Annotated in this window: 12 protein-coding genes and 1 riboswitch; of the genes, 2 read left to right on the top strand and 10 right to left on the bottom strand. The window is 40.2% G+C overall.

Translation table 11 applies throughout. From position 1 onward, the window contains the following. Complete coding sequence (locus tag H4J62_RS17435; RefSeq protein WP_182217433.1) at nucleotides 1–654, top strand: hypothetical protein; 654 nt, start codon at nucleotides 1–3, stop codon at nucleotides 652–654. Between the two features lie 10 nt (nucleotides 655–664). On the opposite strand, the gene H4J62_RS17430 is transcribed toward H4J62_RS17435, so the two are convergent. Continuing rightward, the gene (locus tag H4J62_RS17430) at nucleotides 665–1,555 is read right to left on the bottom strand and encodes a GGDEF domain-containing protein (RefSeq protein WP_182217435.1); all 891 of its coding nucleotides are present in this window, start codon (nucleotides 1,553–1,555) and stop codon (nucleotides 665–667) included. Between the two features lie 250 nt (nucleotides 1,556–1,805). On the opposite strand from H4J62_RS17430, the gene H4J62_RS17425 reads away from it, so the two are divergent. Next, on the top strand, nucleotides 1,806–3,773 hold the full coding sequence (locus H4J62_RS17425) for a monovalent cation:proton antiporter family protein (RefSeq protein WP_182217437.1): 1,968 nt from the start codon (nucleotides 1,806–1,808) through the stop codon (nucleotides 3,771–3,773). Between the two features lie 398 nt (nucleotides 3,774–4,171). On the opposite strand, the gene H4J62_RS17420 is transcribed toward H4J62_RS17425, so the two are convergent. From H4J62_RS17420 to H4J62_RS17380, 9 genes are all read right to left on the bottom strand, one after another. Next, nucleotides 4,172–5,326, bottom strand: coding sequence for a patatin-like phospholipase family protein (locus tag H4J62_RS17420; RefSeq protein ID WP_182217439.1), 1,155 nt, complete (start codon nucleotides 5,324–5,326; stop codon nucleotides 4,172–4,174). Between the two features lie 198 nt (nucleotides 5,327–5,524). Further along, nucleotides 5,525–5,884 carry a DUF3718 domain-containing protein gene (locus H4J62_RS17415; protein ID WP_070376350.1) on the bottom strand — a complete coding sequence of 120 codons (360 nt, stop codon included), beginning with the start codon at nucleotides 5,882–5,884 and terminating at the stop codon, nucleotides 5,525–5,527. A 63-nt stretch (nucleotides 5,885–5,947) separates the two neighbouring features. After that, nucleotides 5,948–6,047, bottom strand: a riboswitch (cyclic di-GMP riboswitch). 248 nt (nucleotides 6,048–6,295) lie between these two features. Then, entirely contained in the window at nucleotides 6,296–6,952 is a 657-nt protein-coding gene (locus H4J62_RS17410) for a 3-oxoacid CoA-transferase subunit B (protein WP_182217441.1), read from the bottom strand. A gap of 20 nt (nucleotides 6,953–6,972) precedes the next feature. Then, the gene (locus H4J62_RS17405; protein WP_182217443.1) at nucleotides 6,973–7,680 is read right to left on the bottom strand and encodes a CoA transferase subunit A; all 708 of its coding nucleotides are present in this window, start codon (nucleotides 7,678–7,680) and stop codon (nucleotides 6,973–6,975) included. Between the two features lie 68 nt (nucleotides 7,681–7,748). Then, nucleotides 7,749–8,666: a hydroxymethylglutaryl-CoA lyase gene (locus H4J62_RS17400; protein ID WP_182217445.1), complete on the bottom strand. Its 918-nt coding sequence runs from the start codon at nucleotides 8,664–8,666 to the stop codon at nucleotides 7,749–7,751. After that, entirely contained in the window at nucleotides 8,666–10,690 is a 2,025-nt protein-coding gene (locus H4J62_RS17395) for an acetyl/propionyl/methylcrotonyl-CoA carboxylase subunit alpha (protein WP_182217470.1), read from the bottom strand. The genes H4J62_RS17400 and H4J62_RS17395 overlap by 1 nt, the downstream gene beginning before the upstream one ends. A gap of 34 nt (nucleotides 10,691–10,724) precedes the next feature. Further along, nucleotides 10,725–11,549, bottom strand: a complete 825-nt coding sequence (locus H4J62_RS17390) for an enoyl-CoA hydratase/isomerase family protein (RefSeq protein ID WP_182217447.1) — start codon at nucleotides 11,547–11,549, stop codon at nucleotides 10,725–10,727. An 11-nt stretch (nucleotides 11,550–11,560) separates the two neighbouring features. Next, on the bottom strand, nucleotides 11,561–13,168 hold the full coding sequence (locus H4J62_RS17385; protein ID WP_182217449.1) for a carboxyl transferase domain-containing protein: 1,608 nt from the start codon (nucleotides 13,166–13,168) through the stop codon (nucleotides 11,561–11,563). A gap of 123 nt (nucleotides 13,169–13,291) precedes the next feature. Further along, nucleotides 13,292–14,461, bottom strand: coding sequence for an isovaleryl-CoA dehydrogenase (locus H4J62_RS17380; protein ID WP_182217451.1), 1,170 nt, complete (start codon nucleotides 14,459–14,461; stop codon nucleotides 13,292–13,294). Nucleotides 14,462–14,495: the final 34 nt, after the last annotated feature.

Below are 14,495 nucleotides of genomic sequence, written 5' to 3'. Positions count from 1 at the left end.
ATGGCACACACCTTAGTTGATATACCCTTTGAACAACGCCATCAGTGCTGGTTTTGTGGCGAGCCATCTGAATTAACATTTGGCTTTCCGCATCAATATTTTCTAGTTTTTGATTGCTCACATCCACCATTATCTGTACCTAGTTGTCGTGAATGTACTTCTTTAGCGAGAAAGGCAAAGCAGCATTCTATTTGGGCTGTTGCCAATAATGTTAAGCACTTTTTAGCACAAACCTATCAAAAAGATTTAGCGATAGGTATCAATTGGACGAAAGAAGAGCTTGCTGATAGTGAGTTTGAAAGCGGAAATTTTATTGGCTTTCAAAAAAGTGCTTGGATGATGTATGAAATAGCCAAACAACGCTTAAATTATCAAGGTTGGTTATTGTCGCTTGAGGGCGTCGAACTCGATGTTGATTATATTGGCACCGAGTTTACTTTTGATGGGGTAACTTATCCAAGTGTTGATCTTGCTATTGAGCACTTTATTGAAACCTATGACTTGTCGGCTGAAAACTTTAAAAAAGCACTATCAATTGTCGGCATTGACAAATTTGGCAAAGCGGTAAGGTTTTGCCGCCTGCTTATTGGCAGAACGCCAGAGCAACAAAAATTAGCGCTTCGCTATTTTGCAGAAGACGAAAAATTAAGCTAAGTTAATCTCACTAGACTAAACTTAGCTTACGGTCTTTAAATATTTTTCTTTGATATAGCGCTTTGTCGGCGCGTTTAAAAAAACTTGCTTGCGTATCCATCCTGTCCATAAAAGTATGCCCTAAACTACAACTGACTTGATGTTTTGATAATAAAGGATCACGAGTCATTGCGCTGTATATCCGCTGTTCAATAACGAGTAGAGAATCTAGCGTGGCATTTTCAACAATGATTGAAAACTCATCACCACCAAATCGAAATAAACTATCAGAATCTCGGACACTTTCTTTAAGCGCCAAAGAAAACTGAATCAAGACATCATCACCTAAATTGTGGCCATGACTGTCGTTAATTAATTTAAACTTATCGAGGTCGCAGACGATTAAACCGACTTTACTATTTTGGCGGTTTGCATGGTGCATAGCACGCTTTAACTGCTCATCAAAACATCGACGGTTATTTAAAGAGGTTAATCCATCTTGCATCGCTAACAGCAAAGCTTCCTGATACTGTAAAGCATTATTTAATGGGTGAATTAAATACTGGTGTAACTCGTTAAGTATCTTATAATTAGTAATGCTTATTGGTGAATTAATGGCGTAGGTCAAAATACCAACAAACTTTTGGTTTAGTTTTAATTCAAAACTACGTTCATTTTTACCTTGTCTACTCCCTCTAATCGAAGCGGTCATATCACCTTTCTTGAAATATAGACCTGAAAAATCGACATACTTAGCTGCTTCCATTGCAAAAATATTGAGTAAACGATCAAGCTCTAGCGATGTTTGGAGTTGTTCCATTAACGCTAATTTTCTATTAGATTTTTCATGGTCAGGACTATCAAACACTTTAAAAGCGTTATATTGAAAAGCCTGATTATCTACTAAATTTAATGTCTGCATATCATCACCTGATTATTTTATCAGATATGATTAAGCAATTTTTATACCTAAATTTATTTTAAAGTGGTTATTTTTATAGTATTGATATTAAATGAGTTTATATTAATAAAATCTTTGACGAATTTTTGACAATTCATTAATGGCAAGGAGTTGCCGCTGTCAAACTACCGATAATTGCTTTAGACTCAGTAGTGCTCACTCTATTTTTATAAATTTAATACCGATGCGAATGATAAAATAAGGATTTTTTGTGACAGGTCATTTTGAACTCTTAGCTATTCTATCAAGTGCTGTACTTATTGTTTGGTTATTTCGCCGTTTACACTTACCGGCAATTTTAGCCTACTTAGTGGCAGGTATGCTGGTTGGTGATCATGGTTTATCTTTGGTTCAAGACCAAGTGGATTACGATCACTTTGCTGAGTTAGGTATCGTCTTTTTACTTTTTACCCTAGGCTTAGAATTTTCATTACCTAAATTAATCGCCATGCGCCATCTGGTCTTAGCGGTTGGTAGTCTTCAAGTAGGTATTTCGCTAGCTTTTTTTATGGGCATTGCTTTGTTGTTTGGTCAGACATTTGCTAGTGCTTTGATTATTGGTGGTATTATAGCGCTTTCTTCAACAGCCATCGTTATTCGGCAATTGAGTGAAACGGGCGCAATGAAAAGAAAGTCTGGGCAGCTCTCTGTTGCTATCTTACTTTTTCAGGATGTAGCCGTTGTTCCCTTATTAATTATCATCCCGATGTTTGCCCAAGAGTCTGATAGTTCAATGGTTGTTGAGCTACTGATTGCTCTAGTTAAAGGCGTCTTTGTCGTTACCTTGTTAATGTTTGCCGGAAAATGGTTGCTACCACGTTTATTTAATTTAGTGGCGCAAGTTAGAACCGATGAATTATTTGTTTTAACAACCTTATTAGTTACCTTAGTCGCATCATCATTGACGCAATGGTTTGGCTTATCTATGGCTTTAGGGGCTTTTCTCGCAGGTATGATGTTAGGTGAAAGCCAGTACAAGTATCAGCTTGAAGCCGATATTCGGCCTTATCGTGATATCTTGCTAGGTTTATTTTTTGTAACGGTCGGTATGAAACTCGACATCGGCATCGTTTATTCCTCACCATTGGTTATTATCGGCGTTATGGTCAGCTTTATGGTGGTTAAGATACTCATTATCGCCTTCTTAGCAAAACGCGCAGGAGAAGCGGCTAAAGATGCTTGGGCTGCAGGTATTATGTTGGCACAGATGGGTGAATTTGGTTTTGTGCTTATCGCTTTAGCCAATCAGGTTAAATTGTTACCGGTTGAAACTGCTTCTATCTTGTTAGGCGCAGGTGTATTGAGTATGGCGATAACACCTTATATGATTAACAATGCTCGTCGTTGGTCGTTGATGTTGAGTAACGAAAAGCCCATAGATACCGATCATTTAGCTGAACTTCCCGAGCAAACAGAGTTAAGTGACCATGTCATTATTTGTGGTTTTGGTCGAATTGGCCAAACGGTGAGTCGCTTTTTAAAGCAAGAGTCGATTAAGTTTGTTGCTATCGATATTGACCCACTTAGGGCAACAAAAGCGCGTGAAGCAGGAGAAAATGTGCTTTTTGGCTCATCAAGACAAACTGAATTATTACAAGCAGCTCACTTGTCGAAAGCTAAGCTTGTTGTTATTGCTTTTGGTGAGGACAAACAATCACTTGAGGTTATTCAAAAAGTTAGATCATTATCACCCGATGTTCCTATCCTTGTCCGCACTCGAAATGACGATCAACTACAAGCATTGCAAGAAGCGGGTGCTAATCAAGTGGTACCAGAGAGTTTAGAGGGCAGCTTAATGCTGGTCTCTCAAGTGTTATCTTTAACCGGAGTGCCTTTCTCTCGTATTATTCGCCGTGTACAAAAAGAACGTAAAGACCACTACAGCCATTTGCATGGGTTTTTTCAGGGTGAGCATACTGACATGAGCCCTGATGCTATGGATCGCATTGAATTCGCTAATGGGATTATATTAACGGAAAACTCTTATGCTAATGGGCATTCTATAGCGTCACTGAATTTATCGGCAAAACGGGTCACGGTGGTTGCGCTTCGCCGTAACAATATTGAATCAGAGCAACCCGATGAAGCCACTATTCTTCAAGCTCAGGATACCCTGATTGTACGCGGAAAGCCTCGACGAGTAGAACGAGCAGAGCGCTTTGTTCAAAAGGGGGTTTAGCTTTTCCTTTGACTGTCCGCAGTGTTGTTAGGTCTAGATGAGTATAACGAGCAGGACATTTCATCCAAGAGAGGGGGGAGTTTTTTCTTGATTGCCGCAGTGTTGTTAGGTCTAGATGAGTATAACGAGCAGGACATTTCATCCAAGAGAGGGTAACTTTTTCTTGGATGTCCGCAGTGTTGTTAGGTCTAGATTAGTATAACGAGCAGGACATTTTATCCAAGAGAGGGGTAACTTATTTCTTGGTTGTCCGCAGTGTTGTTAGGTCTAGATGAGTATAACGAGCAGGACATTTCATCCAAGAGAGGGGGAATTTTTTCTTGGTTGTCCGCAGTGTACTAAGCCAATAAACGCCTTGTTCAACAAGGCGTTTACTTTATTACTTTAGCAATGGATCGCTATTCAAGAGATAAAAATTTTCTAATCGCAGTCTCTTGCTCCATAGCATCTTCAAATCCCAGTTTAATTAACTGCCGACAATAATTTTTTTCAAATAATAAATAACTAACAATACTTGATTCAGAGTCATTAGAGATACCTACGCTGCGTAATAATAAACGTATCGATAGTGGTAGGTCTGAAAAATACTCTACGGCCATGGCATTAAAGTCATGACTGGGATTAAGGAGAAATGATGATATCGGTTTTAAACCATCTTTTTCTTTTCTAAGTTCTGGTGGTATAAGTTTTATTGTTTCATTAATTCGTTCTAGACGTTCAATATCGCTGTGTAATGTATCTGAGAAAATAGTATCAAGTAAATGACCGGCAACAGTAGAGGTTGTCGGAGGATGAGGATTATTCACTTTACTATGAAGTGGTGCTTTAGGTTGATCAACACCAACAATAAACAAATTTTCTCCACCTAAGTGTATCGCAGGGCTTAACGGTGAAAGTTGATGTATAGACCCATCACCATAATGCTCTTGGCGAATTTTGATTGAAGGAAACACAAGGGGAATAGCGGCAGAAGCCATTAAGTGCTCACTATTAATTTGGCAAGGCTCACCACGACGTTTAGCGCGAAACCAAGGAGAAATAGACTCATCAGATTGATAAAAACTAATTGAATCGCCATTACTGTAACTTGATGCAGTAATAGAAACTGCAGATAAATAGCCACGTAAAATATTGGTGTCGATACGTTTAAAGTCGACCACCATATTCAGTAAGTCACGAAGTGGCGCGTTGTTTAGTAAACTACGCGCACTTTTATTGGCATAATCTGCTTGGAAACTTGCCAGCATACCTTTCGCCAAATGTGAGAAAACCCGAATACCATCACTATGGTATATTCGACTGGTATTAATATTCTTCCAAACCCATTCTAATTTTTTTACCCCCAAATGAAAGCATGAAGAATAACAGGCTAGCGCTGTGGTATTTATAGCACCAGCAGAGGTGCCACATATAATGGGAAAGGGGATGCCATGATTTCTAGGGACAAATTTTGATATGGCAGAAAGCACACCTACTTGATAAGCCGCTCGAGCGCCACCGCCAGTAAGTACTAAAGCATTCTTACTGTCTTTATAACTTCTTTTATTCAACATGTATATCGCAGTCTTCTTCGTATAACTTAAGTGTAATCAGTTTTTTAACCTGGTGCTAGCTTAACGAGTCAAAAAATAGATTGAAATGACTAAGGCAAAAAAAAGCCTGCAGAAGCAGGCTTTTTAAAATGACATAGAATTATTATCTAGTAAAACAGTACACTTGATTGAACAAATAACATCTACTAAAAAATAAGTTTAGCTGCTAACGCGTTCGTTAGCTGCGTCTATCAATGGTTGCGATCCGGTTTGCAAAATAGCTAAGTTTTCAGAAACAACTTTCTTTGGTAACTTTGAAATCATCAAAGAACCTGTTTTAACTGAACCATTAGACGATGCAAACGCCAACAGATTCTGTCCATTACACTCAATACCATGAAAGATAGTGCGAATTTTTAATCTATTCGTTTTTAAGAACGAACGCATGCGTTTCTTGTCGTCTGCAGCTACATACTGGCAAACGCTTTGAGCGATGTCAGCAGCTTGTGCTTTCGGCGCCGATACAACAGACGTTAATGTTAAAATAGTGATGGTAGAAGCTAGTAATAATTTTTTCATTTTAGTAACCTTGTAATTAATTTAGTTAGTAAAGGAAAAAACCACGGGATGTACCTTGTATAACGAGGTGACTCCGCTGTCATAGAATTTATATATAAAACATAAATCCCTTAGACCGGTGGTTTTGCGTAACACGATTTCACGTGTTTTGCCTTTTCTTTGTCCCTTTTAGTATTGCGAATTGAGCCAATAAATGCAAGAAAAATGTGTAATACGCTAGTGACATGCGTAAAGAAATTTAATAAAAAAAACACTTTTATCAATTTTTTTTCAAATAGAACATGTGCTTAATCGAATGGTGACTATCAAAACCATTAAGTGAACTTTAATGTAATGTTAAAATATAGAGTAAAAAAAAAGAGCTAAAGCTCTTTTTTTATTTAATCGTATGATTAATATGCCGCTAGGTTATTAAAATTTCATTTCAGGGACATGCTCAGGAACAATTAATTCACCTTCAGTGAGTTTTATTATTTCCTCAATACTGACCCCTGGTGCTCGCTCTAATAAATGAAACTTGCCATCTTTAATTTCGATAAAGGCTAAATCAGTGAGTACTCTTTTAATACAACCCTTACCTGTTAACGGTAAAGTGCAGTTAGATAAAAGTTTTGAAACACCATGTTTAGAAGCGTGAGTCATAGTAACAATAATATTGTCAGCACCCGCAACTAAATCCATAGCACCGCCCATACCTTTAATCAGCTTGCCTGGGATCATATATGAAGCAATGTTACCGTTTACATCGACCTCAAAGGCACCTAGTACTGTTAAGTCGACATGTCCGCCACGTATCATTGCGAATGACTCGGCACTATCAAAGATAGAGGCACCTTTTGCCATCGTGACCGTTTGTTTACCGGCATTAATTAAATCTGCATCAATTTCGTCTTCGGTGGGAAACTGTCCCATGCCAAGTAAACCATTTTCAGATTGAAGCATCACTTCTATTCCCGCAGGAATATAGTTAGCAACTAACGTTGGAATACCTATACCTAAGTTAACGTAATAACCGTCTTGTAATTCTTGTGCTACACGTTGTGCTAGCTGTTCTCTTGTTAAAGCCATTGTTTAGTCTCCGGAATTATTTATGACTGAGCAGTACGAACAGTTCGTTGTTCAATGCGTTTTTCAAATGTACCTAAAATCAATCGATTAACATAGATACCTGGTGTATGGATTTGGTCTGGGTCTAGCTCGCCAGGTTCAACTATCTCTTCAACTTCAACGACGGTAATTTTGCCTGCCGTTGCTGCCATAGGATTAAAGTTACGTGCTGTTTTTCTAAAAACCAAATTACCGTAACGGTCGGCTTTCCAGGCTTTAACAATTGCAAAGTCACCTTTAATTGCGGGCTCAAGGATATACATTCTACCGTCTATTTCACGCTCTTCTTTACCTTCTGCTACCGGTGTTCCATAACCTGTTGCCGTAAAAAAAGCAGGTATACCAGCACCACCAGCTCGCATTTTTTCAGCTAAAGTGCCTTGTGGTGTGAGTTCTACTTCTAATTCACCATTCATCATTTGACGTTCAAATTCAGCGTTTTCACCAACATATGATGCAACAATTTTTTTGATTTGACGGTCTTGCAGTAACACACCTAAACCGAAATCATCGACACCACAGTTATTTGAAACCATCGTTAATGCTTTAGTGCCTTTGCGCTTTATTTCACTAATTAGATTTTCTGGGATACCACATAAACCAAAGCCACCCGAGATAACGGTCATGCCGTCTTCAAGTCCTGCCATCGCTTCTTCATAGCTTGCTACTACTTTGTCAAATCCGGCCATTATTTAATCCTCATTACATTTATTTCTATAGAGTATTTATCATACATCGTCATTTATTATTATATTTATTACTGTGCACGGTAGGCATTAGAAACTTTAGATGCCGGGGTTTTACCTAATTTATCACTGATAAACCAACCGGCATGGACTAATTTATCTAAATTAATACCGCTATTAATACCTAAACCATTGAGTAAATAAACCACATCTTCAGTGGCAACATTACCTGAAGCGCCCTTAGCATAAGGGCAACCACCCGATCCAGCAATGGCACTATCAATAACGGCAATACCATTTTGTAAAGCGGTGTAAATGTTAGTTAACGCCTGACCATAGGTATCATGAAAATGAACCGCTAGTTTAGCCTTAGGTACACGGGCACTAACCGCTTGTAACATCTTCTGTACATTAACAGGTGTGCCTACACCAACCGTATCGCCAAGCGATATTTCATAACAGCCCATTTGGTAAAGTTTTTCAGCCACTTCAGCCACTTTTTCTGGTGATACTTCACCCTCGTAAGGACAACCGACAACACAAGAAACATAGCCTCGTACCGGAATGTTTAATTTTTTGGCTGCAGCCATTATCGGTTCAAATCGCTCAAGGCTTTCAGCAATTGAACAGTTAATGTTTTTTTGACTAAACGCTTCAGAGGCCGCGCCAAAAATGGCAACTTCGCTGGCATTAACCGCTACAGCCGCTTCAAAACCTTTCATATTTGGCGTGAGGGCAGCGTAAGTGACCCCTTTTTTACGTGCTATTCCATTGAAAACATCAGTCGATGTTGCCATTTGAGGCACCCATTTCGGAGAAACAAAGCTGCCACTCTCAATGTAAGTGACTCCGGCATCACTGAGCAGATTAATTAAGGCAATTTTATCTTCGGCACTGATTTGTTGTTTTTCATTTTGTAGGCCATCACGCGGGCCAACCTCAACGATTTTTACTTTTTTAGGTAAGGTATTATTAGCAAGGGAGCTCATTATGATTCCTGTGGCGTAAAAGCAAGTAATTCGCTGCCGCCATCAACCATGTCACCTTCGGCGTAGAATAAGGTATCAATGGTACCGTCTTCAGGTGCTCGAATGGTGTGCTCCATTTTCATCGCTTCCATGATCATTAAGGGTTGGTCCTTAGTCACACTATCGCCGGCTTTGACTAACACGCTGACCATAGTACCGTTCATCGGTGCTAATAGGCCGCCATGATTATCATCAGCATTGTTGTCACCACAATCAGGTTTAATATGAATAAAGTTAAAAACGCCATTTTGACGATATAAGCTAATTTGATCACCTGAACTGTCAATGTTGTGGGCGATAGTGGCTTGACTGCGATAGCCATCAATACTGACATGGAGTGTGTCACCGGCAATTCGACCTTGGCAATCAACTGTTCGTCCTGCAACTGAAATTAAATAGTAACTACGATTACCTTGACGTTTCTGTTCAACAGTCACTGGATATTCAATATCATTATGAGCAAGAACTACTCGGTGATTATGCGCTTCGTTAGAGCGCCACGCCGAGGTATTATTCCAAGGAGAAAAAGGATCTTTGGTCGTTGCTGCTTTTTGTTTCGCTTGTTCAGCCAGTGAAAGCACTAAATACAAAGCTGCCATCGGTAATTCGTCGGCTAACGCTTGTTTGTTATCATGAAATATTTCACTGTCGTATTTCTCGATAAAGCTGGTATCTATTTCTTCATTAATAAACGGTTTTGATGTCGCTAAGTTATAAAGAAAATCAATATTGGTGGTAACACCTTTAATACGATATTCCGACAAGGCTTTTGTTAAGCGTTGCAGTGCTTTTTCACGATTTTCATCCCAGACAATTAGCTTGGCTATCATAGGATCGTAAAATACACTCACCTCATCACCTTGACGAACACCGGTATCAACACGAACATGTGCGCTTTCTGCTGGCGGTTGTAAAAAATCTAGCGTGCCCGTTGCGGGTAAAAAATCATTATTTGGGTCTTCAGCGTAAATTCGCGCTTCAAAAGAGTGGCCATTAATGACTAACTGTTCTTGTGCTTTTGGTAAAACTTCACCAGCAGCAACTCTTAATTGCCATTCGACTAGATCTTGGCCACTGATCATTTCAGTCACCGGGTGCTCTACTTGTAAGCGAGTGTTCATTTCCATAAAGTAGAATGAACCGTCAACATCCAGTAAAAATTCTACCGTGCCTGCGCCTTGATAACCAATAGCCTGGGCAGATTTTATCGCAGATTCGCCCATCGCTTTACGTAGCTTTTCACTCATTTTAAAGGCTGGCGCTTCTTCAATAACTTTTTGATGACGGCGTTGCACTGAACAATCACGTTCAAATAAGTAAACGGCATGTTGATGATTATCACAAAATACTTGAATTTCAACATGGCGAGGTTGTGTTAGATACTTTTCAACCAGCATTCTATCATCACCAAAGGATGACATTGCTTCACGTTTAGCGGCAGCAAAACCTTCACTAAACTCAGCTTCGCTCCACACTTGTCGCATGCCTTTACCACCACCACCGGCGGTAGCTTTTAACAATACCGGATAGCCCATATCGTCAGCCGCTTTTTTAATGATGGCTTCGGATTGATCATCACCATGATAACCAGGGACTAAGGGAACATTGGCTTTTTCCATAATGTTTTTAGCGGCAGACTTTGACCCCATCGCTTCAATGGCCGCAACGGGCGGACCAATAAAAACGATGTTTTCATCGCTACATCGACGACAAAAGTCAGCATTTTCTGAGAGAAAACCATAACCAGGGTGAATGGCTTGAGCGCCAGTACGTTTTGCTGCTTCAATCACTTTCTCTGATAATAAATAGCTTTCGCGAGAGGGCGATGGACCAAGGTAAATGGCTTCATCAGCCATGTTGACATGAAGCGAGTCAGCATCAGCATCAGAATATACGGCAACGGTTAAAATACCCATTTTACGAGCAGTTTTAATTACGCGACAGGCGATTTCACCACGGTTGGCAATAAGAATTTTAGTAAACATTTTAGCTGTTTTAGTTGTTAGTTGAGACATGTTTTTATCCTTCACTCGTCGGTTCTTTTTGCCAGCTTGCTGGTCGTTTTTCAAAAAAAGCAGTTAAGCCTTCTTGGCCTTCTGCAGAAACGCGAATTGATGCGATGCGTTCACTGGTCATGCTAAGTAATTCAAGATTAATTTCTTGATAAGCGACATCTAAAGCAAGTTGTTTTGCTTGACGAACGGCTTTCGGGCCGTTGCTCAATATTGTACTCACCATATCAATAACGGTGCTTTCTAACGCTTCTAACGAAACAATCTCATCAACTAAGCCTAACTGTTGCGCTTTGTCTGCAAAGAAACGTTCTGCCGTTTGAAAGTATCGACGACTGGCTTTTTGGCCAATAGCATTGACGACATAAGGGCTGATGGTCGCAGGAATTAAACCTAATTTAACTTCACTGAGACAAAAGCTGGCTTTATTGCTGGCGATAACAATGTCACAACAACTGGCTAAACCCACTGCGCCGCCAAAAGCAGCACCTTGTATTTGTGCAATAGTGGTTTGCGGTAGAAAATTAAGTGCATGTAACATCTGAGCAAGCGCGTTAGCATCACGTAAGTTTTCTTCATATGAGTAACTGGCCATGCGCTTCATCCACGCTAAGTCAGCCCCAGCAGAAAAACTTTTGCCAGTCGATGCGAGTATCATCAGGTGAATATCGTCGCGTTGGGCTATTTCGATAAATATCATCGTTAATTGGGCGATAATTTTGTCGTCAAAAGCATTGTGCTTGTCAGGATTATTTAAGGTAACTGTTGCTACCCCGTAACGGTCTACGTTAAATAATACTTGACCGGTATTGATCTCTTTTAATGGTGTCATCTTGTTCAGCCCTACATTCTAAAGATACCAAATTTGGTATCCTCAATAGGTTTATTCAACGAAGCAGAAATGGCTAAACCTAATATTTGACGAGTATCAGCAGGGTCAATAATACCATCATCCCATAAGCGAGCTGAAGCATAGTAAGGGTGGCCTTGATGCTCATAAGTATCAATAATCGGTTGTTTAAAGTCAGCTTCTTCTTGCTCGCTCCACGGTTCACCGAGTTTGTCTTTTTGGTCACGTTTAACTTGTGCTAAAACGCCAGCCGCTTGTTCACCGCCCATCACTGAAATACGGGCATTTGGCCACATAAATAAGAAGCGTGGATCGTAAGCACGACCACACATACCATAGTTACCTGCGCCGAAACTACCACCAATTAGCACGGTAAATTTGGGGACTTGTGCCGTGGCAACGGCGGTGACCATTTTTGCACCATGCTTAGCTATACCGCCTGCTTCGTATTGCTTACCGACCATAAATCCGGTGATGTTTTGTAAGAAGACTAAAGGAATTTTTCGTTGTGCACATAATTCAATAAAATGAGCACCTTTTTGAGCTGATTCGCCAAAGAGAATGCCGTTATTGGCGATAATGCCTACGGGGTAGCCAAATATCCGTGCAAAACCACAGACTAAAGTCGTGCCATAAAGGGCTTTAAATTCATCAAAATTACTACCATCAACGACACGGGCGATAATTTCACGAATATCAAAAGGTTGGCGGGCATCTTTGGGTACCACACCGTATATTTCTTGTGCGTCGTAAGCGGGCTCAACAATAGGTTGAATATTCATGGTTACCGGTTTAACACGATTTAAATTACCAACGATACTGCGGGCAATTTCTAAAGCGTGATGATCATTTTGTGCGTAATGATCGGCGACACCAGAGGTACGACAATGTATGTCTGCGCCACCTAAGTCTTCAGCACTAACGACTTCGCCAGTCGCGGCTTTAACTAACGGCGGTCCAGCTAAAAATATAGTGCCTTGTTCTTTAACAATAATAGATTCATCGGCCATTGCGGGTACATAAGCGCCACCTGCAGTACAAGAGCCCATAACAACAGCAATTTGCGGTATGGCTTGTGCTGACATATTTGCTTGATTAAAGAATATGCGACCAAAGTGTTCTCTATCAGGGAAAACCTCGTCTTGGTTAGGCAAGTTAGCGCCACCAGAGTCGACTAAATAAATACAGGGTAAGTTGTTTTCTTGGGCAATCGTTTGTGCGCGAAGATGTTTTTTTACCGTTAGCGGAAAATAGGTTCCGCCTTTTACGGTAGCGTCGTTAGCGACAATAACACACTCTTGTCCACCAACTCGGCCAATGCCGGTGATAATACCAGCAGCGGGAACATCTGCTTCATAAACTTCATAAGCGGCTAGTTGAGATAATTCTAAAAATGGTGAGCCAGCATCAAGTAGGGCATTAACGCGATCGCGTGGTAATAATTTACCGCGAGATAAATGACGATCACGGCTGCGCTGTCCGCCACCTAATTTTATTTGCTCAAGCTTTACTTTTAAATCGTCTACTTGAACTTGCATATGAGCAGCGTTTTCAATGAATTCTGGGCTGCGTACATTGATTTTTGAAATTATTTTAGCCACGATATTTGCCTTTATTATGGAATTTTATCAGTAAGAACATTAGCTTTAATGTTACGCGCTAAACAAGAGCAGTGTGGCTCTCATCAGCCTCTCTAAATCGAGAGGCTGTAGCAAGTTATAACCTTATATAGACTCGGCGAATAACTCTCGACCTATTAGCATACGACGAATTTCTGAAGTACCTGCGCCAATTTCATATAATTTAGCATCACGTAACAAACGACCTGCTGGAAATTCATTGATGTAACCATTTCCGCCAAGTAATTGAATAGCATCTAAGGCCATTTTTGTCGCAAGTTCTGCAGCAACTAAGATAACACCGGCCGCATCTTTACGTGTGGTTTCACCTCTGTCGGCCGCTTGTGCACATAAATAAGCATAAGATTTAGCCGCATTCATTTGGGTGTACATATCGGCAATTTTACCTTGGATCAATTGGAACTCACCAATGGATTGACCGAACTGTTTGCGGTCATGAATATAAGGAACAACTAAGTCCATACACGCATCCATAATACCTAAAGGTCCACCGGTTAATACGATACGCTCGTAATCAAGGCCAGACATTAAGACTCGAACGCCTTTACCTTCTTCACCTAAAATGTTTTCTGCTGGTACTTCACAGTCTTGGAAAACTAATTCACAGGTGTTTGAACCGCGCATACCTAATTTGTCTAATTTTTGATGACGAGAAAAACCTGGGTAATCACGCTCAACGATAAAAGCAGTAATGCCTTTTGAACCCGCTGAAGTATCAGTCTTTGCGTAAATAACATAAACGTTGGCATCAGGACCATTGGTGATCCACATTTTGTTGCCATTTAAAATATACTTGTCGCCTTTTTTGTCGGCGCGCAATTTCATGCTGACTACATCAGAACCTGCATTAGGTTCACTCATCGCTAATGCGCCAATATGCTCACCGCTACAAAGTTTTGGTAAATATTTAGCTTTTTGTTCATGCGAACCGTTTTTGTTTAATTGATTTAAACAAAGGTTAGACATAGCACCGTAACTTAGACCAACAGAAGCAGACGCACGTGAAATTTCTTGCATTGCCACCATATGTTCTAAATAGCCTAAGCCTGAACCGCCATATTCTTCGTCAACGGTCATGCCTAATAAGCCTAAATCACCAAATTTGCGCCATAAATCATTTGGGAATTCGTTATCAATATCTATTTGTGCGGCACGTGGAGCAATTTCGTCACGAGAGAAAGCGTTAACTGACTCGCGGATCATCTCAACGGTTTCGCCTAGATTAAAGTTTAATGATGAAAAAGTAGAAATCATGTTATTTCCTTAGCTTAGTTAGCTACGTAAAGTT

This window comes from Colwellia sp. BRX8-5 (assembly GCF_014077325.1).
GTDB lineage: Bacteria > Pseudomonadota > Gammaproteobacteria > Enterobacterales > Alteromonadaceae > Colwellia_A.
The sequence above is the reverse complement of the archived record's forward strand: the minus strand, read 5'-3'. Positions and strand labels throughout refer to the sequence as shown.

What these genes read in the sequence shown, in the direction of transcription:
- H4J62_RS17380 (WP_182217451.1), bottom strand. Translation starts at nt 14,461, where the DNA reads ATGATTTCTACTTTTTCATCATTAAACTTTAATCTAGGCGAAACCGTT.
- H4J62_RS17435 (WP_182217433.1), top strand. Translation starts at nt 1, where the DNA reads ATGGCACACACCTTAGTTGATATACCCTTTGAACAACGCCATCAGTGC.
- H4J62_RS17415 (WP_070376350.1), bottom strand. Translation starts at nt 5,884, where the DNA reads ATGAAAAAATTATTACTAGCTTCTACCATCACTATTTTAACATTAACG.
- H4J62_RS17390 (WP_182217447.1), bottom strand. Translation starts at nt 11,549, where the DNA reads ATGACACCATTAAAAGAGATCAATACCGGTCAAGTATTATTTAACGTA.
- H4J62_RS17430 (WP_182217435.1), bottom strand. Translation starts at nt 1,555, where the DNA reads ATGCAGACATTAAATTTAGTAGATAATCAGGCTTTTCAATATAACGCT.
- H4J62_RS17395 (WP_182217470.1), bottom strand. Translation starts at nt 10,690, where the DNA reads ATGTTTACTAAAATTCTTATTGCCAACCGTGGTGAAATCGCCTGTCGC.
- H4J62_RS17410 (WP_182217441.1), bottom strand. Translation starts at nt 6,952, where the DNA reads ATGGCTTTAACAAGAGAACAGCTAGCACAACGTGTAGCACAAGAATTA.
- H4J62_RS17400 (WP_182217445.1), bottom strand. Translation starts at nt 8,666, where the DNA reads ATGAGCTCCCTTGCTAATAATACCTTACCTAAAAAAGTAAAAATCGTT.
- H4J62_RS17405 (WP_182217443.1), bottom strand. Translation starts at nt 7,680, where the DNA reads ATGGCCGGATTTGACAAAGTAGTAGCAAGCTATGAAGAAGCGATGGCA.
- H4J62_RS17420 (WP_182217439.1), bottom strand. Translation starts at nt 5,326, where the DNA reads ATGTTGAATAAAAGAAGTTATAAAGACAGTAAGAATGCTTTAGTACTT.